The organism is Jiangella ureilytica (assembly GCF_004348545.1).
Lineage (GTDB): Bacteria > Actinomycetota > Actinomycetes > Jiangellales > Jiangellaceae > Jiangella > Jiangella ureilytica.
This window is the reverse complement of sequence record NZ_SMKL01000005.1, coordinates 14080-35419: the sequence shown is the minus strand read 5'-3', so window position 1 is coordinate 35419 and position 21340 is coordinate 14080. Positions and strand designations below refer to the sequence as shown.

At 73.0% G+C, this 21340-nt stretch carries 13 protein-coding genes; 2 read left to right on the top strand and 11 right to left on the bottom strand.

Translation table 11 applies throughout. The features are described 5' to 3' along the window. Positions 1-15: 15 nt before the first annotated feature. Positions 16-2592 carry a glycoside hydrolase family 38 N-terminal domain-containing protein gene (locus E1212_RS03215; RefSeq protein WP_203416290.1) on the top strand — a complete coding sequence of 859 codons (2577 nt, stop codon included), beginning with the start codon at positions 16-18 and terminating at the stop codon, positions 2590-2592. A 34-nt stretch (positions 2593-2626) separates the two neighbouring features. Here E1212_RS03215 and E1212_RS03210 read toward each other — a convergent pair whose 3' ends face one another. Beyond that, positions 2627-3691 carry a LacI family DNA-binding transcriptional regulator gene (locus E1212_RS03210; protein ID WP_203416289.1) on the bottom strand — a complete coding sequence of 355 codons (1065 nt, stop codon included), beginning with the start codon at positions 3689-3691 and terminating at the stop codon, positions 2627-2629. A gap of 18 nt (positions 3692-3709) precedes the next feature. Continuing rightward, complete coding sequence (locus tag E1212_RS03205) at positions 3710-5530, bottom strand: MBL fold metallo-hydrolase (protein WP_131979036.1); 1821 nt, start codon at positions 5528-5530, stop codon at positions 3710-3712. A 24-nt stretch (positions 5531-5554) separates the two neighbouring features. Between E1212_RS03205 and E1212_RS03200 the strand changes: the two genes are divergently transcribed. Next, a complete protein-coding gene (locus E1212_RS03200; RefSeq protein WP_131979033.1) occupies positions 5555-7462 on the top strand; it encodes a beta-N-acetylglucosaminidase domain-containing protein in 1908 nt (635 codons plus the stop codon). 27 nt (positions 7463-7489) lie between these two features. On the opposite strand, the gene E1212_RS03195 is transcribed toward E1212_RS03200, so the two are convergent. The 9 genes from E1212_RS03195 to E1212_RS03155 form a co-directional block, all read right to left on the bottom strand. Next, the gene (locus E1212_RS03195) at positions 7490-8110 is read right to left on the bottom strand and encodes a dihydrofolate reductase family protein (protein ID WP_131979030.1); all 621 of its coding nucleotides are present in this window, start codon (positions 8108-8110) and stop codon (positions 7490-7492) included. A gap of 83 nt (positions 8111-8193) precedes the next feature. After that, complete coding sequence (locus E1212_RS03190) at positions 8194-10341, bottom strand: MMPL family transporter (protein WP_131979027.1); 2148 nt, start codon at positions 10339-10341, stop codon at positions 8194-8196. Between the two features lie 316 nt (positions 10342-10657). After that, the gene (locus E1212_RS03185; protein WP_131979024.1) at positions 10658-12193 is read right to left on the bottom strand and encodes an FAD-dependent oxidoreductase; all 1536 of its coding nucleotides are present in this window, start codon (positions 12191-12193) and stop codon (positions 10658-10660) included. Beyond that, entirely contained in the window at positions 12190-14034 is a 1845-nt protein-coding gene (locus E1212_RS03180) for an alpha-amylase family protein (protein ID WP_131979021.1), read from the bottom strand. The genes E1212_RS03185 and E1212_RS03180 overlap by 4 nt, the downstream gene beginning before the upstream one ends. Further along, the gene (locus E1212_RS03175) at positions 14031-15404 is read right to left on the bottom strand and encodes a GH1 family beta-glucosidase (protein WP_131979018.1); all 1374 of its coding nucleotides are present in this window, start codon (positions 15402-15404) and stop codon (positions 14031-14033) included. The genes E1212_RS03180 and E1212_RS03175 overlap by 4 nt, the downstream gene beginning before the upstream one ends. After that, a complete protein-coding gene (locus E1212_RS03170; RefSeq protein ID WP_131979014.1) occupies positions 15401-17953 on the bottom strand; it encodes a glycoside hydrolase family 2 protein in 2553 nt (850 codons plus the stop codon). The genes E1212_RS03175 and E1212_RS03170 overlap by 4 nt, the downstream gene beginning before the upstream one ends. After that, complete coding sequence (locus E1212_RS03165; protein WP_131979011.1) at positions 17950-18858, bottom strand: carbohydrate ABC transporter permease; 909 nt, start codon at positions 18856-18858, stop codon at positions 17950-17952. Before E1212_RS03165 ends, E1212_RS03170 begins: the two co-directional genes overlap by 4 nt. Continuing rightward, positions 18855-19817: a carbohydrate ABC transporter permease gene (locus E1212_RS03160; RefSeq protein WP_203416288.1), complete on the bottom strand. Its 963-nt coding sequence runs from the start codon at positions 19815-19817 to the stop codon at positions 18855-18857. The genes E1212_RS03165 and E1212_RS03160 overlap by 4 nt, the downstream gene beginning before the upstream one ends. A 4-nt stretch (positions 19818-19821) precedes the next feature. Continuing rightward, a complete protein-coding gene (locus E1212_RS03155) occupies positions 19822-21228 on the bottom strand; it encodes an extracellular solute-binding protein (RefSeq protein ID WP_131979008.1) in 1407 nt (468 codons plus the stop codon). Positions 21229-21340: the final 112 nt, after the last annotated feature.

Genomic DNA, 21340 nt, shown 5'->3' with positions numbered 1-21340 from the left:
CAACGGAGTCCCATCGTGCCGTCTGGCTCGTGCGTTCACGAGGTCCTGCTGATCCCGCACACCCACCACGACGTCGGCTACACCGACAGCCCCCGGCTCATCGACCGGCAGCATCGCGACGTCGTCGGCCAGGTGCTCCACCTGTGTGACCGCACCGCAGGCGACGGCGACGCCGCACTGCGGTGGACCTTCGAGGTCAGCCGGCCCGTGGTCGAGTTCGTCCGCCGTGGCGTCGCCGCCGACGTCGACCGGCTGCGCCGGCTGGTCCGCGACGGCCGCATCGCCGTCACCGCCGGCTACCTCAACATGACCCAGCTCCCCGGCGAGCAGGAGCTCGAGCGGACGTACGAGGCGCTGGCGCCGCTGGCCGAGGCCGGCATCCCGATCCGCACCGAGCAGCACGGCGACGTCAACGGGTTGTCCTGGGGCAGCGTGCCGGCGATGCACCGGCACGGCGTGACCCGGCTGGTCATGGCGCTCAACCCCGACCACGGCCGGCCGCCGTTCCGCCAGCCCAGCGGGTTCTGGTGGGAGGGCCCGGACGGCTCGCGGGTGTTCGTGTTCCTCAGCACCCACTACGGCATCGGAGAGGAGTGGGGGATCATCGACGGCGACGTTCGGCTGGCCGCCAAGCGCATCGCCGGCCTGGTGGACGAGCTGGACGAGCGCGAGGACTACCCGTTCGACGTCGCCGTCGTGCACGCCGCCAACGACAACCGGTGGCCGACGCTGGAGTTCCTGCCGCTGCTGTCGACGTGGAACGAGCTGCATCCGGAGCGGCCGATGCGACTCGCGACCATGGACGAGGCGCTGGACCGGATGGAGCGGGTGGCCACCGAGGTCGAGCTGCCGGTCGTCCGCGGGGAGTGGGCCGACTGGTGGTCGCACGGCCACGGCTCGACCGCCCGCGAGCTGGCGGTGTATCGGCGGGCACGGACGCACCAGCTGACCGGCGAGGCGCTGCACGCGCTGGCCGACCTGCGCGGCGACGGCGCGGTCGATCTCGCGTCCGTCCTCGGGCACTCGCGCGGCCCGGTGCGGCTGCGGACGCGGGCCGAGCTGGCCGACGACCTCGCCTTCGTGGACGAACAGCTCTGGCTGTTCGGCGAGCACACCTGGGGCTCGTGGGAGAGCTTCTCCCGGCCGGACAGCGTCTACACGGCGTCGCACTGGAACGCCAAGGCCGGCTTCGCCTACGGCGCCTACGACCTCGCCCGGCACGTGGCGGCGGAGGGTCTGTTCCGGCTGCTCGCCAGCGGTTCCGGTGACGTGGCGGACTCCGCGATCCACCGGACCGGTCTCGGGGCCGACCGCACCTGCCTCGGCGGGCCGTCGGTCGTGGTGGTGAACCCCACCGCGAGGCGCCGCGCCGAGCCCGTGGTCGTCGAGGCGGCCGGCGGGGCTCCGACGGTGGTGACGACGGTGGTGGAGCCGTTCGGCGCGACGACGGTGCCTCTTCCCGCCGAGCCCGGGCCCGGCGTCGCGGGCCACACGGTCGAGACGCCCGAGTACGCCGTCGCCGTCGATCCCGGCCGCGGCGGCGTGACCAGCCTGGTCGACCTGCGTACCGGAACCGAGCTGGTCGACGACCGCGCCGCGTTCCCGCTCGGAGCGCTGGTCGCCGAGACCATCCCGGCGGGTTCGGATCATCCGTTCCTCGTCCGGCCGCGGGACTTCCATCCGGACCACCCCGGGCCGGAGTTCGACCGCACGGCGGCGACCTCGCACGGACCGGCGCTGATCGTGCGGGGAGCGTCGTTCACCGCGCTGTCGTGGTCCGGCAGCGTCGGCGGAGTCGACGTGGCCACGACGTTGCGCCTGTATCCGTCGTCGGACCTCGTCGACCTGGACGTCACCGTCACCAAGGCCGAGACCCTCGCCCCGGAGAGCCTGTTCGTGACGTTCCCGTTCGCCGTCACCGATCCGCGCTTCCTGGTCGAGACCGCGGGCGCGGCCTTCGTCGCCGAACACGAACAGCTGCCCGACACCAGCAAGGACTGGTACGCCATCCAGCACGCGGTCGGGGTGTCGTCCGGCGCCGGGACCGGCGCGCCGGTGCTCTGGGGGTCCTACGACGCGCCACTGGCGCAGTTCGGCGGCTTCCAGACCGGCCGGTGGGCACGCACGCTGGACGCGCCCGCCGGGCACGTGAACAGCTGGCTGATGAACAACCTGCACTTCACCAACTTCCGCGCGGCGCAGGGCGGAACGCAGACGTTCCGCTACCGGTTCGCGCCCCGCCCGCACGACGCCGCGGCGGTCCGCCGCTTCGGCGACGACCTGCTCCACCCGCTGGTCGCCCGGCAGTACGCCGGCCCGGTCGCCGTCGCCGGCTCGGCCGGGCTGCGCGTCACGCCCGCCGACGACGTGCTGGTCGACCTGCGCCCGTCGGACGAGCCCGGCCTGGTGCGCGCCCGCCTGCGGTCGCTGTCGGTCGAGCCGTTGCGGGCGCGGCTGAGCTGGGTGGCCGCGGATGCCGTCGAGGCCGCCGCGTCGGCCGGGGCGTGGCAGCCGATCGGCCACGGCGCCGGTCTCGAGGTCGACCTCGCACCGCAGGCCGTCGCCGACGTCCGGCTTCGCCGCTCGTCCTGAACGGCGGGCGGCGGGCGGCCGCCGGGAACGGCAGTCAGGCAGTGATGGTGCGGGTCGATGCGCGGTGGACGATGCGCGTTGAGACCATGACGGTGACCGGCGCGGCGTCGGGCTCGGCGATGCGCTCGAGCAGCCGGCGCACGGCGGTCTCGCCCAACGCGGCCTCGTCCTGAGCGACGGCGGTGAGGCCGGGCGTGACCAGGCTCATCCAGGGCGCGTCGTCGAAGGAGACCAGGCTGACGTCGTCGGGAATCGTCAGGCCGAGGTCGCTCGCCGCCCGCCAGACCCCCTCGGCGAGGACGTTGTTGGCGGCGAACACCGCGGTCGGCCGCTCGTCCGGGCCGAGCAGCGTCCGGGCGGCGGCCCGCGCGGCGTCGACGTCCCAGCCGGAGGAGACGACGAGGTCGGGGTCGAGCGCGATGCCGGCCGCCGCCAGTGCCGCCTGGTAGCCGGCGTGCCGCTCGCGGCCGGTGGTCCAGGTGGTCTCGTCGATGAACAGCGCGATGCGCCGGTGCCCGAGCCCGACGAGGTGCTCGATGACCCGCTGCGAGGCGCCCTGGTTGTCGACGACGACGGCGTCGCACTCGCCGGCGGCGAACTGCCGGTCGATCTCGACCACGGGGATGCGGTGCCGGAAGAGGTACGTGGTGACGTCGGCGGAGACCGGCGTGACGACCACCCCGGCGACCCGTGTGGCGACGAACGTCTCGGCCGCCTCGACCTGGGCCTCGGCGGAGCCACCGTCCTCGGCCAGCACCAGGCTGTAGCCCTGGGAGCGGGCGGCCTGGCCGACGCCGGCGGCGAGCCGCGCGTAGAAGGAGTTGCGCAGGTCCGAGACCAGCACGCCGAGCGACAGGCTGACCTGCTGCTTGAGGTAGCGGGCGGTGGCGTCGGGGACGTAGCGGAGGTTCTCGGCGGCGGCGAGGACGCGCTCGCGCACGTCGGTGGCGACGTAGCCACGGCCGGTGAGGGCGCGCGACGCCGTCGACCGCGAGACCCCGGCGGCCACGGCGACGTCCTTGATGGTCGCGCGGCGCATCAGCTCCGGCCCGGCGTCACCGGCCGCAGCCGCGCCGTCACCGTCGGCCCGTCGCCCCACTCTGTGCCACCCCCTCGGTCACGGCTCCACGACGTCGACGAACGCCTCGACGTGCTGGCCGAGGCGCAGCTCGCCGGCCGTCACGTCGGCCGCGACCGGTGTGCGGCGCCTTGGCGTGCCGCCGGCCGTGACGTCGAACGTGGCGGTGGCCTCTTCGCCGGCCGCCAGCGTGAGCACCTGCTCGGCCGGTTCCGCGGCCCAGCCTAGCGGGATCACCATCCGTACGGTGACCTCGGCCTTCTCGGGCAGCGGGTTGCGCACCGTGACGTCGAGCCGCTGGGTGGCGCCGACGGCGACCCGGCTGCGGTAGGGCGCGATGGCCGCGGCGACACCGCCGGCGCCGAGGTCGACCGTCTCGAGCGGCAGCAGCTCCTCGTGCAACTCCACGAGCTCGTCGCCGAGCTCGGTCAGCAGGTCGAGGTAGGCGTCGTCGACCCAGCGCGGCTCCCAGTGCCCGGAGACCATCAGCCCCGGCGCGACCCGGCGGTACAGCTCGGCGCTGCGCCGGTAGTCGCCGACGCGGAACAGGTTGCGGTACTGGTAGTTCAGCAGCTCGCGGCGCCCGCCCGAGCTGCCCAGGCCCTCCTGCTGGTCCCCGGTCGCCAGCACGCGCACGCCGTCGACCTCGAACTCGAAGCCCGCGTGGTACAGCGTGTGGCCGGGGAGGTCGTGCACCGTGATCTCGTACTCGTGCCAGCGGAACGACTCGCCGAGGGGCAGCGACCGGTCGACGGGGATCGGGTCGTACCAGAGGCACGGCAGGTCGTAGCGCTCCGGGTGATCGAGGATCGGCGTCACGTGCTCCGGCGCCCAGATCTGCGTCCCCTCGACGTCGCGCAGCAGCGGCATCCCGGCCACGTGGTCGTCGTGGTAGTGCGTCGGCAGCGCCACCTCGACCTTCGTGACCCCGTGCTGGCGGCGCAGCGCCGGCAGCGACGCCAGCCAGGGCCGCCGCGACGCGCGGTCGGTGCCCGCGGGCAGGCCGGTGGTCATGTCGTAGCCGTAGTCGATGACCAGCGCGTTGCCCGTCTCCGACACCAGCACGTACGAGCTGGAGTTGCTGCTGACGTTCAGCAGCAGGTGCGGCGTGAGCTGGCGGAACGGGTTGTCGAGCCGGGCGCGCAGGTCCCAGGGGTACGGCCGCCGGGCGTCGACGTAGCGCTGCATCCGCTCGGCCAGCAGGCCCAGCGCGCCGTGCGGGTCGTCCATCGGCTCGCCGTGCGACGGCAGCAGCAGGTCCAGCGGCTCCTCGAGCAGCTGGTAGCAGCTGAGGACCGTCATGGCCGGGCCCTCGTTCTCGGTGTACGACCACTGGGTGGCGGCCAGTGACCAGACCTTGCCCGGCGAGTGGATGAGGTCGCCGGTGAACGCGATGCCGCCGACGACGTAGGTGACCGAGCCGGTGGTGTGCCCGGGCGTCGGGAGCACCCGGACCTCGACGCCGCCGTAGGTGGCGGTGCGGTACTCGGGGACGGTGCCCGCGACCGGCACCGGGTCGAGGATCGAGAACTTGTCCTGGCGCAGGTTGTAGTCGTTGACGAGCGGCCGAGCCGCCCACAGGTCGTCGACGTGCGCGAACAGGTCCTGCTCGACCGGCGGCACGTGGACGGCGATGCCGGCCGCCACGGCGCGCGGCAGCCCCTGGCCCTGGTCGCGGTGGTGGTGGGTCATGAGGACGTCGGTCAGCCGCTCGATGCCCATGTCGGCGAGGTGGTCGAGCACCGCGCCGGACCCGAAGTCGACGGCGATGCCGTCGCGCCCGTTGGGCGATCGGACGACGTAGACGTTGCAGGTGTCCCGGACCCGGAACGCCCCGGGCGCGACCTCATTCCACGACATGGGCCTGATGGTATCGTTCCCACAATGTCGACGCCTCTTGTCACAGACAAGCTGTGCCCGCGTCCGCACCACCTCGAACTCACCGGCGACGACGGCGTCAGCGTCGGTTCCGTCACCGTCGAGGCGCCCCCGACCTGCGAGAACGCCGCCGCGGTCGTGGCCGCGCTGCCGACCGTCGCCGAAGGCGAGCGGGTCGCCGTCGTCGTCGGGATCGAGCCGGGCGGATCCGCCGAGGGATACCGCCTCACCGTCGACGGCGCGACGGTGACGATCACCGGGTCGGACCCGGCCGGCGCGTTCTACGGCGCGCAGACGCTGCGGGCGCTGGCGGCATCGACGGGTGGGGTGTTGCCGCCCGTCACCATCGAGGACCGGCCCGACCTGCGCTGGCGCGGCACCATCGAGGGCTTCTACGGCCCGCCGTGGTCGCACGCGGACCGGCTGGCGCACCTGGAGTTCGCCGGGCGGCACAAGCTCAACACGTACGTGTACGCGCCGAAGGACGACCCGTTCCACCGTGCACAGTGGCGCGACCCGTACCCGGCGGCCGAGCTCGCGCGGATCGGGGAGCTGGCAGCGGCGGCGCGGCGGTCGCACGTGCGGTTCGTGTTCTCCGTCTCACCCGGCCTCTCGATGGTCTACAGCGACCCGGCCGAGGTGGACCTGCTGATCGCGAAGCTCGAGCAGGTCCGGCAGGTGGGTGTGCGCGACGTCGCGCTCCTGTTCGACGACATCGCGCCGGACCTCTCGCACGACGCGGACCGGGTCGCGTTCGGCTCCGCGCCGGGGTCGTCGGCCCGCGCGCACGCGGCGATCTGCCGCCAGGTGATCGAGCGGCTCGCCCTGGACCGGCCGCTGATCATGGTGCCGACCGACTACGCGGGGACGGCGCCGACCCCGCACCGCGACCTGCTGGCCGCCGAGCTGCCGCCCGAGGTGCTGGTGTGGTGGACCGGCCGCGACGTGGTGGTCGGCGACATCACCCGGGCGGAGATCGACGCGGCGGCGGAGTCCTACGGGCACGAGCTGCTGCTCTGGGACAACTTCCCGGTCAACGACTTCGACTTCCCCCGCCTGTTCCTCGGCCCGCTGCTCGGCCGGCCGGCCGCACTGGACGGGGCGCGCCTCGCCGGGATCACGGCGAACCCGATGCCGCACGAGGCCGCGTCGCAGATCGCGGTCGCGACGGTGGCGGACTGGGCGTGGAACCTCGCGGCCTACGACCCGGACTCCGCGCACGCCCGCGCGCTGGACGCCGTCGGAGCGACCGAGGCGGTCCGGACGCTGGCCCGCGCGTGCGCGTCGTGGCCGCCGTCGGCCCCCCAGGATCCTGAGCTGTCCGCGCTGTGCGACGCGACGCTGGACGGATCGGCCGCGGCGGCCGAGCAACTCCGGGACCGCTTCACGGCGATGGTCGCGGCCGCGCCCGGCGCCGGTCGCGAGCCGGTCGAAGGTCGCGAGCCCGGCGCCGGTCGCGAGCCGGTCGAAGGTCGCGAGCCCGACGGCGGTCGCGAGCCGGTCGGCGATCGCGAGCCGGTCGGCGGTCGCGAGCCCGACGACGGTCGCGATGCGCGAGTGTCGGTGCCCGCCCGTAGGGTGGGGACCCTCCCTCACCGGGCGGGGTCCACCGACGATCGAGAGCCGGGCGACCGGATCGAGCCGGACCCCGCCGACCAGATCGAGCGGGAACCGGCCGACCGGGTCCAGCGGGAGCCGGCCGACCGGATCGAGCGCGAGGTCATGCCGTGGCTGGTCGCGCTCGCCGACACCGGCCGGGCTGGGCTCGCCGCCCTGGCCGCGCTGGCGCCGTCGGCGGGCGACGCCGAACGGACGGCGGCGGCCGGCGCCCTCGCCGTCGCCGAGTCCCACGAGCAGCAGAACGTGCTCAGGACCGTGGTTCCGCCGTTCGTCCGGGCGGTGCTGGCTCGCTGACGGCGGACCCTGCCGCCCCGCCCGCAGTCAGGGCAGCAGGCGGTAGGTCACGTGCGTGACCGAGCTCGCCGGCCGCGACTTCACCTGCTCCAGCCGCAGCGGCGGGACGTCCTCGAACAGCCGCGCGCCGGAGCCCAGCGTGAGCGGCACGACGTGCAGCCGCAGCTCGTCGACCAGGCCGGCGGCGAGGTACTGGTTGATGGTCGCCGCGCCGCCCAGGACCGAGACGTCGCCGTCGCCGGCCGCGGCGCGTGCCTGGTTCAACGCGGACTCGATGCCGTCGGTCACGAAGTGGTACGTCGTGCCGCCCGCCATCGGCTGGGGCTCACGCGCGTGATGGGTGAGGACGAAGACCGGGGCGTGGAACACCGGGTCGTCGCCCCACCAGCCGTTCCACTGCCGGTCCCAGGCGCCCCGCACCGGCCCGAACATGTTCCGCCCCATGATGACCGCCTGGTAGGCGGCGAGCTCGTCGACCTCGGCGCGGTTCTCCTCGGGAGTGTCGAACATCCAGGCATGCAGCTTGTCGCCGAACCCGTCGCCGCCGTCGTTGCCGAACGGGCGCTCCTCGGTCTGGCCGGCGCCGGCGACGTAACCGTCGGCCGAGATCGTGATGTTGCAGATCACCCTGCCCATACGTGCGGTCATTGCTCCGCTCCCTGATCTGTGTCCAACGGTCAACTATTTCCGGTCGAGATAACTGTGTCCTACGGATACTGTTTTGGCAAGGCTCAGGGCGACGGGGTGCCGACGGGGTCCGGCTCGGTCGGCTCCGCCGCGGCCTCGCGCAGGCCGAACCGCTCGTGCACGCGCCGCAGCGGTGCCGGCGCCCACCACGCCGCCGGGCCGAGCAGCCGCAGTCCGGCCGGCACGAGCACGCCGCGGACCAGGGTCGCGTCGATGAGGATGGCGATGCCGCTGCCGATGCCGAACATCTGGATGAAGCTGACGCCGCTGGTGCCGAACGCGAAGAAGTTGACCGCCAGCAGCACCGCGGCCGTCGTGACGATGCGGCCGGTGTGCGACAGGCCGTCGACCACGGCGGGGACCGGCGCCGCGCCGGCGTCGTGGCGTTCCTTGACCCGGCTGACCACGAACACCTCGTAGTCCATGGACAGCCCGAACGCGATGCAGAAGAGCAGCACGAGCATGCTGATGTCCAATGGCAGCGGAGTGAAGCCGAGCGCCGGCGAGAACCAGCCCTCCTGGAAGACCAGCACCATCAGGCCGAGCGTCGCCGACAGCGCGAACAGGTTGAACAGCAGCGCCCGCAGCGGCTGCAGAACGCCGCCGGTGAACAGGAAGAGCAGCACGAACATGATCACCGCGATCGCACCGGCTGCGAACCAGAGCCGGCTGCCGATCGCCTCCTTGCTGTCGACCAGCCGGGCCGCCTCGCCGCCGACCAGCGCCGTCGCGCCGCCGGCCGGCTCGACCTCGCGGATCGCGCCGACGAGATCCTGCGCCTCGGCCGAGCGCGGGTCCACGTCGGTGTGCACGAGCAGGAGGGTCGCGTCCGTGCCCGCCGTCGAGGTCACCTCCGTCACAGCGGGCAGGTCCGACAGCTCCGCGGCATAGCTGTCGACGGCGTCGGCCGGCGGTTCCGGCGTGATCACCACCTGGAACGCCCGGGTGTCGTCCGCCGGGAACGAGGCCCGCATCGCGTCGCCGACCACCCGGCTGTCGCTGGCCGTGGTGAGCACGCGGTCGTCCGGCGTGCCGAACTCGACCTTCAGCAGCGGCGCCGCGGCCAGCAGCAGGAGGGCGACGACGGGGAGCGCGGACAGCACCGGGCGGCGGGTCACGGCGGCGGCGACCCGGCGCCAGAACGTCGACTCCGTGCTCGTCGGCCGGTTCCGAGCCCAGGGCAGCCGGCCCCGGTCGACCCGCGGGCCGATGACCGCCAGCAGCGCCGGCAGCACCAGCAGCGCGCCGACCATCGCGATGACGACCACGGCGATGCCCGCGTAGGCGAACGACCGCAGGAAGTAGAGCGGGAAGACCAGCAGGACGGCCAGCGCCGCCGCCACCGTCGCCGCGCTGAAGGCGATGGTCCGCCCGGCCGTCTCGACGGTGCGCACGACCGCGTCGGTCGTGGAGCGGCCGGCCCCCAGCTCCTCCCGGAACCGGCCGACGATGAGCAGCGCGTAGTCGACCGCCAGGCCGAGGCCGAGCGCCGTCGTGAGGTTGATCGCGAACACCGAGACGTCGGTGAGCGACCCGATGACCGACAGCGCGGCGAACGTGCCGAACACCGCGATCGCACCGAGCGCCAGCGGCAGTGACGCCGCGACCAGGCTGCCGAACGCGAGCAGCAGCAGGATGAGGATCAGCGGGACGGCGATCGCCTCGGCCAGCGCGAGGTCGGCCTTGACCTGGTCGCGGATGTCCAGCCCGACGGCCGCGCCGCCGCCGAGGGTCACCTCGATCGGCCCGTCGCCGGTGGCGTACGCGTCGCGCAGCTCGACGACGCCACCGTCGCCGTCGTCGGACTCGAGGTGCGCGACCACCAGCGCGTACCGGCCGTCCTCGGACCGCAGTGCGGGCGCGCCGGTGCCGAAGTACGACGTCACCTCCGACAGCGCCGGGTCCTCGGCCAGCCGCGCGGTCAGCTCCTCCCCGGCCGTGGCGACGGCGGGATCGTCGACGCCCGCGTCGCCGGCGTCGACGAGGAAGACCAGGTCGGCGCTGCCGCCGAACCGCTCGTCGACCAGTTCGTCGGCCGTGGTCGACTCCGCGCCGGGATCGGTGAAGCCCTCGGTCTGGAGCTTGCCGAACGCGGTGAGCCCGAACCCGATGGCGACGGCCGCCAGGACGGCGGTGGCGACGAGGATGACGCGCGCGTGCCGGGCGGCGAGCATCCCGATGCGAGTGAACATGGACGACCTCATTCGGTCCCAGGTGCCCGTCCTGATCCGTCGGTTCAGGAGGATCGCAGCGGCACCGAGGGCACCACCAGAGCCAGGCAGGGCGGTGGCCGGAATTCTGGGAAACCTGGCCCGCCAGCACCGACGGCGAGCGTCAGGGTGCTCCCCCGGGGGTATGAGGTGCGGCGGGCACAACCGTGCAAGAGACGGGAGGGTGCGTCAACGTGCGGGTGCCAAGGGCAATGGCCTGAGCACAATGCCCGCCGCACAGACAGCCACCCTCAGGCGTTCAGTCACCCTGCTGGCCCTCGCTCGGCCGATCGATGCGTCAGAGCGAGAGGACCTGGCCCGCGTCGCTGAGAGCGTCCTGCAGCCGGGGCACGTCGATCGACTGGACCGGCCGGCCGGTCCGCGCCGACTCGGCCGCCGCCAGCCCGGCGGCGTGGCCGAGCATCTGGTACTGCACCTCCATGCGCACCGACGCGAACGCCACGTGCGACGCGGACAGGCAGACCGGAACCAGCAGGTTCCTGCAGTCGGCGAAGCGCGGCACGAGGGCGCGGTAGGGGACCGGGTACGGCCGCACCGGCACCGACAGGTAGCCCTCGGTGACGACCATGCCGACCGGCCGCGGGTGCTCGGCGACCCAGCGCCACGTGCGCTGCACCTCGCGGATGTCGACGTGGTACGAGCCCATCGCGACGACGTCGTGCTGTGGGCGCGGCGACGGCAGCAGGTCGTGCTCGGTCAGCACGTACTCGCCGAGCATCCGGCGCGCCTCGCGGACGTAGAGCTGGTGCGGCAGGTGGCCGGTGTCGGCGAACTCGTCGGCGGCGTAGCCCCACCGCTCCATCTCCGCACGCACCGCCACCGGTACCGCGTCATCGTGCGACAGGAAGTACAGGAAGTCCTGGGCGTGGTGCAGGTGGTGCAGCCGGATCCGCTCCCGCTCCGCGGCGTCGGCCTCGGGATACGCCCACGCCGAGCCGTCCAGCACGCTGAGCGAGAACGGGCCGATCGAATTGCCGTCGCACTTGCCGTTCGGCAGGTTCTGCTCCAGCCCGAGCAGCTGCCCGGCCCGCACCTGCACACCGTCGCGCCGCCACCGGTCGAAGAGCCGCCGCCCGAGCTCCCAGTACGCCTCGTCGTAGCCGTCGCGGCGCTCGAACGGCACCCGGTCCGCCGCTTGCGTCAGGCAGACCCGGTAGCCGTAGGACATGACACCGCCGTCGCCGCTCCCTACCGGCGCCGGCGGCCGGTCGTGCAGCTGCGGCAGGACGGGGCCGCCCTCCTCGCCACTCTGGTCGCCGGCGAACGGCGAGATCCACGGCGGCATGGTGTGCCGGCCCGGGACCAGCTCCTGCCGCCCGGCGTACCGCTCGCCGTACAGCGACCGGTCCTCGCGCCCGACGGCGTACGGCACGCCCGCCGCGGCGAGCAGGTCGCCCTCGTAGGACGCATCGACGAAGACCGCCGCGGCGACCTGCGAGCCGTCCCCGAGCACGACCGGGCCGATGACGTCGCCGGGCGTGGTGGTGGCGGCGGTGAGGACCGCGCCGAACCGGACGTCGACGCCGGCCTGCTCGAGCCAGCCGCGGTGGATGGCCTCGGCGACGTGCGGTTCCGGGCCCGCGTAGTGGCCCTCGGGCACGCGGTACCAGTCGGCGACGGCCCGCCGCAGGTCGCCGGCCATCCCGCCCACCACGCGCACGTCGCCGACGTCGGTGTAGCCGAGCCCGCCGGACGTCATGCCACCCACGTGCCGGCCGGGCTCGAGCAGCACGACGGACGCGCCGGCCCGGGCAGCCGCGACCGCCGCGCACACTCCGCCCGAGGTCGCGCCGTAGACCACGACATCGGTCATGCGGTCCCCCGCCCGGAGCGGTAGGCCGCCCACGTCCGCGCGACCAGGCCGAGGTCGTCCGCCGTCAGTTCCTCGCCGGAGCCGTCGATGGACTCCAGGTAGTACAGCGCCGGCACGGCCAGCGGGCCGAGCGTCGCCTGCGCCTCCACGTAGGCGCGCCAGGACGCCCGGTCCGGCATCGGCCACTGGTCGGTGTCGACCAGGTGCCCCGGCAGGCTGCTGTCGGCGACGCCGAACCGGAACCGCAGCTGCTCGACCACGTGCACCGGGTCGCCGGCGTTGTCGCGCTCCAGCACGTCGTTGAGGCGGACCATGTCGCAGACGTCGCCGAACGAGGGGTGCGGCGTGTGGGTGACCATCAGTGCGTCGGGCTTCGCCGCCTTCGCCGCCTCGGTCATCGTGCCCAGCAGCGTGTGCAGGGCGGCGATGCCCCACGGCCCCTCAGTGGCGCGCAGCGACTCTCCCGACGGCGACCGCTGGGTGAAGTCGACCTTGAACCCGTCGGCGTCCAGGCCGTCCGGGCCGATCAGTTCCGTCACGATCCGCCGCAGCCGGGCGCGGTACGCCGGGCTCGCGACGTCGACGGCGACCGGCCGGCCGAGCGGGTCGGTGACACATTCCTCGACCGGCAGCGCTTGGGGATCCCAGGCCTTCCACCACAGCAGCACCTTGCGGCCCTCGGCGTGCCGGGCGGCGATCCAGCCGCGCAGGTCCGGCCAGTGGTCGAGGTCGACGTCGCCGGTGCCGTACGTGGCCTGCCAGCGGTCGTCGATGACGATCGTGCCGGGGTCGAGCCCGCCCTTGTCGAGGACGGCCAGGAACTCGTCGTACACGTCCTGCCGGGCCAGGTGAGCGGCCGTAGCGGCGGTGGCCGCGCCGATCAGCCCGTCGGCGTCACCGGCCGGCTCGACCTTCAGCGCCGCGATGCGGGCACACTGGGCGCCCCAGCCACAGAAGATCGGCTCGGCCCACCAGTCCGGTCCGGGCGGGGGCGGCGACGGCGCCAGCCCCCGCGCGACCAGGTCGTCGCGGTAGTCCGCCAGCGCCTGCCAGGGGGTGGCGGCCGGCCGCAGCACGAGCGTCGGCGTGCGGAATCCGTCGCCGACGACGGTGTGCCCCTCGTAGTCCAGGCGCAGCAGGAATCCGCCGTCCAGCGGCGCGTACCGGACCGCCGTCATGGTCAGCTCGTCGACCGGCGCCCGGACGGACAGCCCCCACCAGCGGCCTGCCGGGACGTCGGTCGCGTCCTCGGCCAGCCGGTCACCCAGCGCCCAGCACAGCGGGGGCGGAGAGAAGATGCCGTGCAGCCGGCCGGGCTCGGCGTCACCGACGACGCCCAGCGACGCGCCGGCGGTCGATGGACGGACCACGTGCACCGGCTCTGTCGGCGTCGGGCTGAACAGCGACGCGAACCGGATGGCCGACCGGAACGTCCCGCCGGCGCCGTTGGGCAGCACCGCCCGGCCGCCCAGCATCGTCACCTCGCCCAGCCGGGCCGTGGCCCCGGTGCCCGGGCGCCGTCCCGACACGGTGGCCCACACCTCGAGCCCGGCCGCCGTGCAGCGCACGTGCACGGCCTTGCGCTCCCACAGCGAGCTCATCGACGCCACGACCAGTTCGACCGCGCGATCGGTACGCTCGACGACGCGGGCCGGTGCGAGGTCGTACGACTCGTCCCGGCCGCCGACCAGGTCCAGTCCGGCGAGCAGCGACAGCTCGGTCCAGACCTTCCCGTCGGCGTCACGGAGCACCGCCCGCGGCTGCTCGGCATGCACCTGCAGTCCGTAGCCCGCGCCGGTGACGAGCATGCCGCCGTCGCTCTCGGTCACGGTCAGCGTCACGCGTCCTCACTCTCCTCGACGTCGGCCGTACCGGCCGCGATCATGCGGGCGTAGAGCCGGCCGGAGTCCTTCACCGTCCGCCGGCCGCTCGGGTAGTCGACGTGCACCAGGCCGAACCGCGGCCGGTAGCCCAGCGACCACTCGAAGTTGTCCAGCAGCGACCAGTGCAGGTAGCCGCGCACGTCGGCGCCGGCCGCCATCGCCTCGCCCATGGCGCGCACGTGGCCGCGCAGGAACGACTGGCGGCGCGTGTCGCGGACCCGGCCGTCGTGCAGCGGCGCGTCGCCGAAGACGCCGCCGTTCTCGGTGACCAGCAGCGGGAACGGATAGTCGCGATGCAGCCGGAGCAACAGGTCGCGGAAGGAGTCCGGCGCGATCTCCCAGCCCTCGTCTGTGCGGGCGACGTCACCGGACGGCCCGGCCACCTGCCAGGGGAACGGACGCGCGTCGCCGGCGGGCGCGGCGGCCATGACCCGGCGTGTGTAGTAGTTGACGCCGAGGAAGTCGCTGCGTCCGGCGATGGCCGCCTCGTCGCCGTCGCGGATCTCGGTCAGCTCCCGGCCCAGCGCGCGCTCGTAGTGTTCGCGCATGTCGTCGGGGTAGCCACGGCCGGCCAGCGGGTCGAGGTACCAGCGGTTCACGTAGCCGTCGGAGCCCCACGCCGCCGCGGCATCCTCGGCCGACGGAGTCGCCGGATCGCACGGGAACAGGCTCAGCGCGACGCCGGCCCTGACGCCGCGGTGGGCGCGCAGCACGTCCGCTCCCGCGCCGTGGGCCAGCATGACGTGGTGCCCGGCCGCCACCGACGCACCGAGATCACGGATGCCGGGTGCGTGCAGCCCGAGCTGGTAGCCGAGCAGCGCGATGATCCACGGCTCGTTCTGCGTGACCCACCACTCGACCCGGTCGGCCAGGCGGTCGGCGACGGCGGTGGTGAACTCGGCGAACGCGTCGACCGACGACCTGGCCACCCAGCCGCCGCCGGCCATGAGCGCCTGCGGCATGTCCCAGTGGTTCAGCGTCAGCACCGGTGTCACGCCGCGGTCCAGCAGCGCGTCGACCAACCGCTCATAGTGGTCGAGGCCGCGCTTCTCGACCCGGCCGCGGCCGTCGGGCACGATCCGCGACCAGCCGACGGAGAACCGGTACGCGTTCAGGCCGAGCCCGGCGATCAGCTCGACGTCGTCGGCCCAGCGGCGGTACGAGTCGCTGGCCAGCGAGCCGTCGCCGCCTCCCTCGATCGCGCCGGGCCGCCGGGCGAACACGTCCCAGACCGACTCGCCACGCCCGTCGGCGTCCAGGCTGCCCTCGATCTGATGGGCCGACGTGGCCGCACCCCACAGGAACTCCGGCGGGAAGCGGAAGGTCATACGTCCTCCAGAAGAACGGGTTCGGTGTTCCACGACTCCAGCAGCAGCCGGCGGGGACCCGTGTCGTGACGCCACTCGACGGTGAACCGGCGCCGCTCGCCCGGCAGCAGAGGCCGCGGGTCGTTGTCGACCACGGCCCAGCCGGTCGACTCCGGCGGCCGGTCGTCGCTGAGCTGCAGCCCGACGACGGCGGGCCCGGCGGTGTGGGCGACCTCGACCGTCCACCGCGGGCCCGAATCGCCCGGATGTTCCACGTGGAACCGGATCGTGGCCGGCTCGAGGCCGAGCATCGGGGTGAGGTCGGCCGCCGTCGACAGCGGCACGACCTCCCGGTCGATCAGTGTCCCGTCGGCGTCGGTCCAGGTCAGCTCGGCGAGCACCACTGCGGCCTTCGGCGCGGCGGCGACGGTGAGCCGGCCGGCCGCGCGAGGCGTCGCGACGGCGTCGGCCTGCGGCCAGCGCTCCTCGGCCAGGACGACGCCGTGCGCGTCGAGCAGCCGGGCGGTCACCGTCCCACCGGCCGCCCGGCCAGGCGAGGACCAGAGCCAGGCCTCGACGCCGACCGGCCCGCCGTCGAACGCCAGCCGGTCCAGTCGGCCCGTGACCCGCTCCGGGGCGAACGCCCGGCTGACGGCGTGGAAGGCCGGCTTGGGCTCGCCGGCGTGGTCGACGACGGCCGTGCACCAGGCGTTCGGGTACGACTCCGCCAGCTGCCAGGGCAACACGACGCTGGTCCGCGGCCAGCGCCGCCGGTCCGCCTCCACGGCGTATGCCAGCCCGCTGGCCTGGAGGAACTGGCTGGCGCGACGGAACTCGCCGGGGGTGGTCAGCCGGCCGCCGAAGCACTCCTGAACGAGCGCCGCGTTGTTCCACCAGTCCCCGAGATGCCGGTAGAGGGGGTTCTCGCGCCCGACCGGCCAGCGGTCCGCCGGCGGCACCAGGGCGGTCCACAGCCGCCGGTTGGCCATGCCCTCGACGCCGAACTCCGTGTGCGCCAGCGCCGTGCCACCGTCGTACAGCGTGTAGTGCGCCGTGAGGCCCTGGTGCTCCCAGGGTCCGTGCACGTCGTGCCGCTCGTCGTCATCGGGCCGGAAGTGGAAGCGCGGGCCGGTGGGCGACGTCGCGACCCAGTGCCGGCCCGGGTCCAGCCGGGCCACCTCGTCGCGCAACGCCGCCAGGGCGGGGGAGCGCTGCTCGGTCAGCGGCCCGGCGTCGTCCTCGAGCTCGTTGCCGCCACCCCACATCAGCAGCGACGGGTGGTGCGTGCGCGGGGGCACGACGGCGTTCGCCTCGGCCCGCAGGTGGGCGACGAACGCCGGGTCGTCCGTCGGCGCGCTCTGCATCCCGGAGCTGGACTGGGAGAACTCCTGCCAGACGAACAGCCCGGCGCGGTCGCAGGCCGCATAGAACGCCGGCGTCTCGACCAGCCCGCCACCCCAGACCCGCAACAGCCGCGCGCCGGACCGCCGGGCCAGGCCGACCAGGTGCTCCACCTTCGCCGCGGCGATCTCGCCGTACAGCGCGTCGGCCGGCGCCCAGTTCCAGCCGGTCAGCTCGACCGGCTGGCCGTTCACGACCGCCGTGTAGGGGAGCGCGCCTGCCGGTCCGCCCGCGTTGCGGGTGAACGCGGCGCGCCGGAACCCCGTCACGACCCGGTGCGACACCTCGCCCACGTGCACGACGACCTCGTACAGCGGCTGCTCACCGAGCCCGTTCGGCCACCACAGCGCCGGCTCCGGGACCACGACGGCGCCGAGCAGGACACCGTCGTCGCCCACGTCGACCGGACCGGCCGCGACCACGGCGCCACCCAGCCGGACCTCGGCGGAAGCCGCAGCCGACGCCGTCGCCCCGGAAGACAGGTGCACCCGGCCCGAGACGTGCACCGTCGCCGACGCCAGGTCCTCGGACACCCGAGGCCGCACCGACAGCGCCTCGACCAGCGTGGTCCCGATCTCCAGCCGGACGCCGCGCCAGATGCCCTGGTGCACCAGCCGCGGGCAGAAGTCCCAGCCGTAGCCCATCCGCGGCGCGTGCACCCGGACCAGGTCGGTGCGGCCGACCTGCGGCTGCGACTCCGGCGCCGGGTCGACCACGACCGCCAGCCGATGCTCGCCACCGCCGGCCACCAGCGCCGTCACGTCGAGCCGCGCCGGCCGGTACAGCCCGCCCACCGAGCCCACGCGCACGCCGTCGACGAACACCGTCCCGCCGGGGTCGACACCGTCCAGGCAGAGCACGGCCCGCTCCCCGGCGCCCGGACGGGGAGCCGAGAACGACCGCCGGTACACCCACGACCGCGTGCTCACCCACTCCGCGGACCGCGAGCTCCGTCCGACGTACGGCGACGGCAGCTCGCCGGCCCGGTGCAGGTCGGCGATCACCGCGCCGGGCACCCGGGCCGGCAGCCAGCCCGGTGCCCGCGCGACCACGCCGGCCGCGGCGCTCACGTTGTTGCGCGCCGTGACCGGCTGGTCGACGTACCACTGCCAGGTGTCGCCGAGCGCCTCGCGAATCGACCAGGAACCACTGAGGTCGACCGTCGTCACCCCTTGCTGCCGGTCGTCGCGATGCCCTGGACGAAGTGCCGCTGGCCGAGGAAGAACAGGATGATCATCGGGACCGTCGTGATGACGCTCGCCGTGACCACGATCTCCCAGTGCCACTCGCCGCCGAAGCCGTACTGGTCCAGCAGCGCCTTCAGACCTCGAGGGACGGTGAAGTTGTCGCTGTCGCGCAGGTAGATCAGCGGCCGCATGAGGTCGGTCCAGATCGCCTGGAACTCGAAGAGCAGCGTGATGATCAGCGCCGGCTTGCACAGCGGCATGGCGATGCGGGTGAAGATCTTCCAGTTGTTCGCGCCGTCGATCTTCGCCGCGTCGAACAGCTCACGGGGCAGCCCGAGGAAGAACTGCCTGAGCAGGAAGATGTAGAACGCGCTGCCGAACAGGTTCTGCGCCCACAGCGGCGTGAGGGTGTCGACCATCCCCAGGCTGTTCCAGATGAGGAACTGCGGGATCATCGTCACCGCGCCCGGCAGCATCATCGTCGCCAGCACCACGCCGAACAGCAGGTTGCGGCCGCGGAACCGGAAGTACGCGAAGCCCCACGCCACCATCGCGCTGCTGACCGTCACGGTCACGGCCGCGAGCACGGTGACCAGGACCGTGTTCCACAGCCACAGCGCCATCGGCGCTTCCTGCCAGACGTTCAGGTAGTTGTCGAACGTGAACGTCTCCGGGATGATCTTGTTGTCGAAGACCTCCCCGCGGGGCTTGAACGAGGCGCTGATCAGCCAGATGAACGGGTAGATGAAGATCAGCGTCGCCAGGATCAGCCCGGTCCAGATCAGCACCTTGGCCGGCGTGATCCTGCGTCGGCGCCGCACCGGCGTCCGCGGAGTCGGCGGCTCCGGCGCGGCCGCCTCGGAGTCGAGCCGCGTCTGCGTCGTCATCGCTGCTCACCCTCGTAGTAGACGAACCGCCGGCTGACCTTGATCTGGATCGCGGTGAAGATCATGATGATCACGAACAGCAGCCAGGCCATCGCCGAGGCGTAGCCCATGTTGAGGAACTCGAACGCCTGGCGGAACAGGTAGATGACGTAGAACAGCGCCGCGTCGTTGCTGTAGGTCGTGTTGCCGGACCCGAAGAACGCCGTGTAGGCCTCCGTGAACGTCTGGAACCCGGCGATGGTGTTGACGATGAAGATGAAGAACAGCGCACCGCTGATCATCGGGACGGTGATCTTCCGGGTCTGCTGCCACCAGTTCGCGCCGTCGACCCGCGCGGAGTCGTAGAGCTCCTGCGGCACGTTGCGCAGCGCGGCCAGCAGGATGATCACCGACGACCCCACGGACCACAGGCTCATGATGATGAGGCCGGGCTTCACCCAGTCGGGGTCGGTCGTCCACGCCGGGCCGTCGATGCCGAACCAGCTCAGCGCCTCGTTGATCAGGCCGCTCTGCCCGTTGAACAGCAGCAGGAGCAGGATGCCCACGGCCACGGGCGGCGTCATCTTCGGCAGGAAGAAGGCCGTCCGGAAGAACCCGGACGCCCGCCCCGCCTTGTCGAGCAGCAGCGCCAGCGCCAGCGACACGATGACGTAGACCGGCACCTGGATGATCGTGAAGAAGAACGTGTTCCACAGCGCCAGCGCGACGTCGGGGTCGCGGAACAGCTCCTCGTAGTTCTCGAGCCCGACGTAGTTCGGGTTGTTGATCACGTCGTAGTCGGTCAGCGACAGGTACGCGCTGTAGATGATCGGCCACGCCGTGAAGACCAGGAACCCGATGATCCACGGGCTGATGAACAGCAGTGCCGATCTCGTCTCCCGCCGTCGGCTGATGCGGCGCGCCCGGGCCGCTCGGTCATCACCGAGCGTCCCGGGCGCGTTGACCTGCGTGGAGGCCAAGGCGTCAGCCTTCTTCCCGCTCGTCCCAGGTCGCCCACGCCTCGTCGAGAGCGGCCTGCGCCTCCTCCTGCGCCTGAGCCAGGGCGTCGGCCGGCTCCTGCTGGCCGTTGAGGACCCGGTTCACGGCGTCCTGCCACGCGGTCTTGAACTCCGCGTCGGCCGGGTTGGCCGGCAGGCTGAACGTGTGCTCGTTGGCCTCGTAGGTGGCCGCGACCGCGGCGTCCCACTTCTCGTCACCGCTGGGAGTGACGAACTGGTCCTGGATGGCCTGGTCGGCCTCGGCGTTGCCGGTCAGCAGGCCCGTGAACGGCTTGCCCTCGGCCTCGCGCAGGTCGACGCGCGCCTGGGCGGCGGCGATCCAGCTGTCGGTCTCGGTCATCGTCTTGATGAACCGGCAGGCCGCCTGCGGGTTGGAGCTGTCGGCCGGGATCGCCCACGCCGAGCCCGACGCGTACGCCAGCGGCTCGCCCTCGAGGTTGCGGACGGTGTCGAAGGCCATCGGGGCGTCCGGCGAGACGTCGTTGAGCACGTTGACGTACCACTGCTCCATCGGCATGGCGCCCAGCACGTTGGAGGCGAACTGGTTGCCCGCGCCGAAGAAGTCGGCGGAGTCGCGGTAGGCCTTCACCGTGCCGAAGCCGCCCTGGGCGTCGTAGATGCTGACCGCCCACTCCAGCGCCTCGAGCACCGCGGGGTCGTCCAGCTGGGCCGTCCGGCCGTCCTCGGAGAGCAGGTCGGCGCCGTTGGCCTTCGCCCACAGCGGCAGGAACTCCGGCAGCTTGCTGTCGTAGCCGATGACCGACAGCGAGCCGCCTTCACCGACGTGCAGCGCCTCGTTCGCGGCGCTGATGGCGTCCCAGTCCGACCCGTTGACGTCGTCGAGGGTCAGCCCGGCGGCGGCCAGCAGGTCGGCGTTGGCCTGGGTGATCTGGACGGCGTTGAACTCGGGGATGCCGTAGACGCTGCCGTCGAACGTCACCTGGTTCAGCGCCGGCTCGAGGTACATCGAGGTGTCGATGCCCTCGCCCTCGATGCACGAGTCGAGCGGGATGATCGCGTTGCGCGAGGCGAAGGTGCCGATCTGGTCGCGGTTGGCGTAGACCAGCTCCGGCGGCTCGCCGGTGGCGACGGCGGACAGGAACTGCTGGATGTCGAGGTCGCCCTCGATGAGGCTGATCTCGGCGGGGGCCACGGCCTCGGTGGCCAGGTCGATGCGGGTCTGCCCGATCTCGTCGGTCGCGCCGAAGCCCATGACGTTGAGCTCGCCGCTCAGTTCCGCCTCGGGGTCGAACACGGTGCCGCCGCCGGTCTCGTCGTCGGACGAGTCGTCACTGGTGCCTTGCGCGCAACCGGCGAGCACGAGGCCGGCCGTCAACGCCACCGCGCTCCACCTGACGGCTGCTGTCTTCATGGACCGTCCTCCACTTCAGAGGAGGGCGCCGGGAAAGCGGCGCCCGAACGTCAGGAGCGACGTCCCGGGACGGAGCGCCGCGTCTCTCCATACGAGTACGTGACCGCTCATA

What these genes read in the sequence shown, in the direction of transcription:
- E1212_RS03190 (WP_131979027.1), bottom strand. Translation starts at nt 10,341, where the DNA reads ATGTTCACTCGCATCGGGATGCTCGCCGCCCGGCACGCGCGCGTCATC.
- E1212_RS03185 (WP_131979024.1), bottom strand. Translation starts at nt 12,193, where the DNA reads ATGACCGATGTCGTGGTCTACGGCGCGACCTCGGGCGGAGTGTGCGCG.
- E1212_RS03165 (WP_131979011.1), bottom strand. Translation starts at nt 18,858, where the DNA reads ATGACGACGCAGACGCGGCTCGACTCCGAGGCGGCCGCGCCGGAGCCG.
- E1212_RS03205 (WP_131979036.1), bottom strand. Translation starts at nt 5,530, where the DNA reads ATGTCGTGGAATGAGGTCGCGCCCGGGGCGTTCCGGGTCCGGGACACC.
- E1212_RS03200 (WP_131979033.1), top strand. Translation starts at nt 5,555, where the DNA reads ATGTCGACGCCTCTTGTCACAGACAAGCTGTGCCCGCGTCCGCACCAC.
- E1212_RS03155 (WP_131979008.1), bottom strand. Translation starts at nt 21,228, where the DNA reads ATGAAGACAGCAGCCGTCAGGTGGAGCGCGGTGGCGTTGACGGCCGGC.
- E1212_RS03195 (WP_131979030.1), bottom strand. Translation starts at nt 8,110, where the DNA reads ATGACCGCACGTATGGGCAGGGTGATCTGCAACATCACGATCTCGGCC.
- E1212_RS03175 (WP_131979018.1), bottom strand. Translation starts at nt 15,404, where the DNA reads ATGACCTTCCGCTTCCCGCCGGAGTTCCTGTGGGGTGCGGCCACGTCG.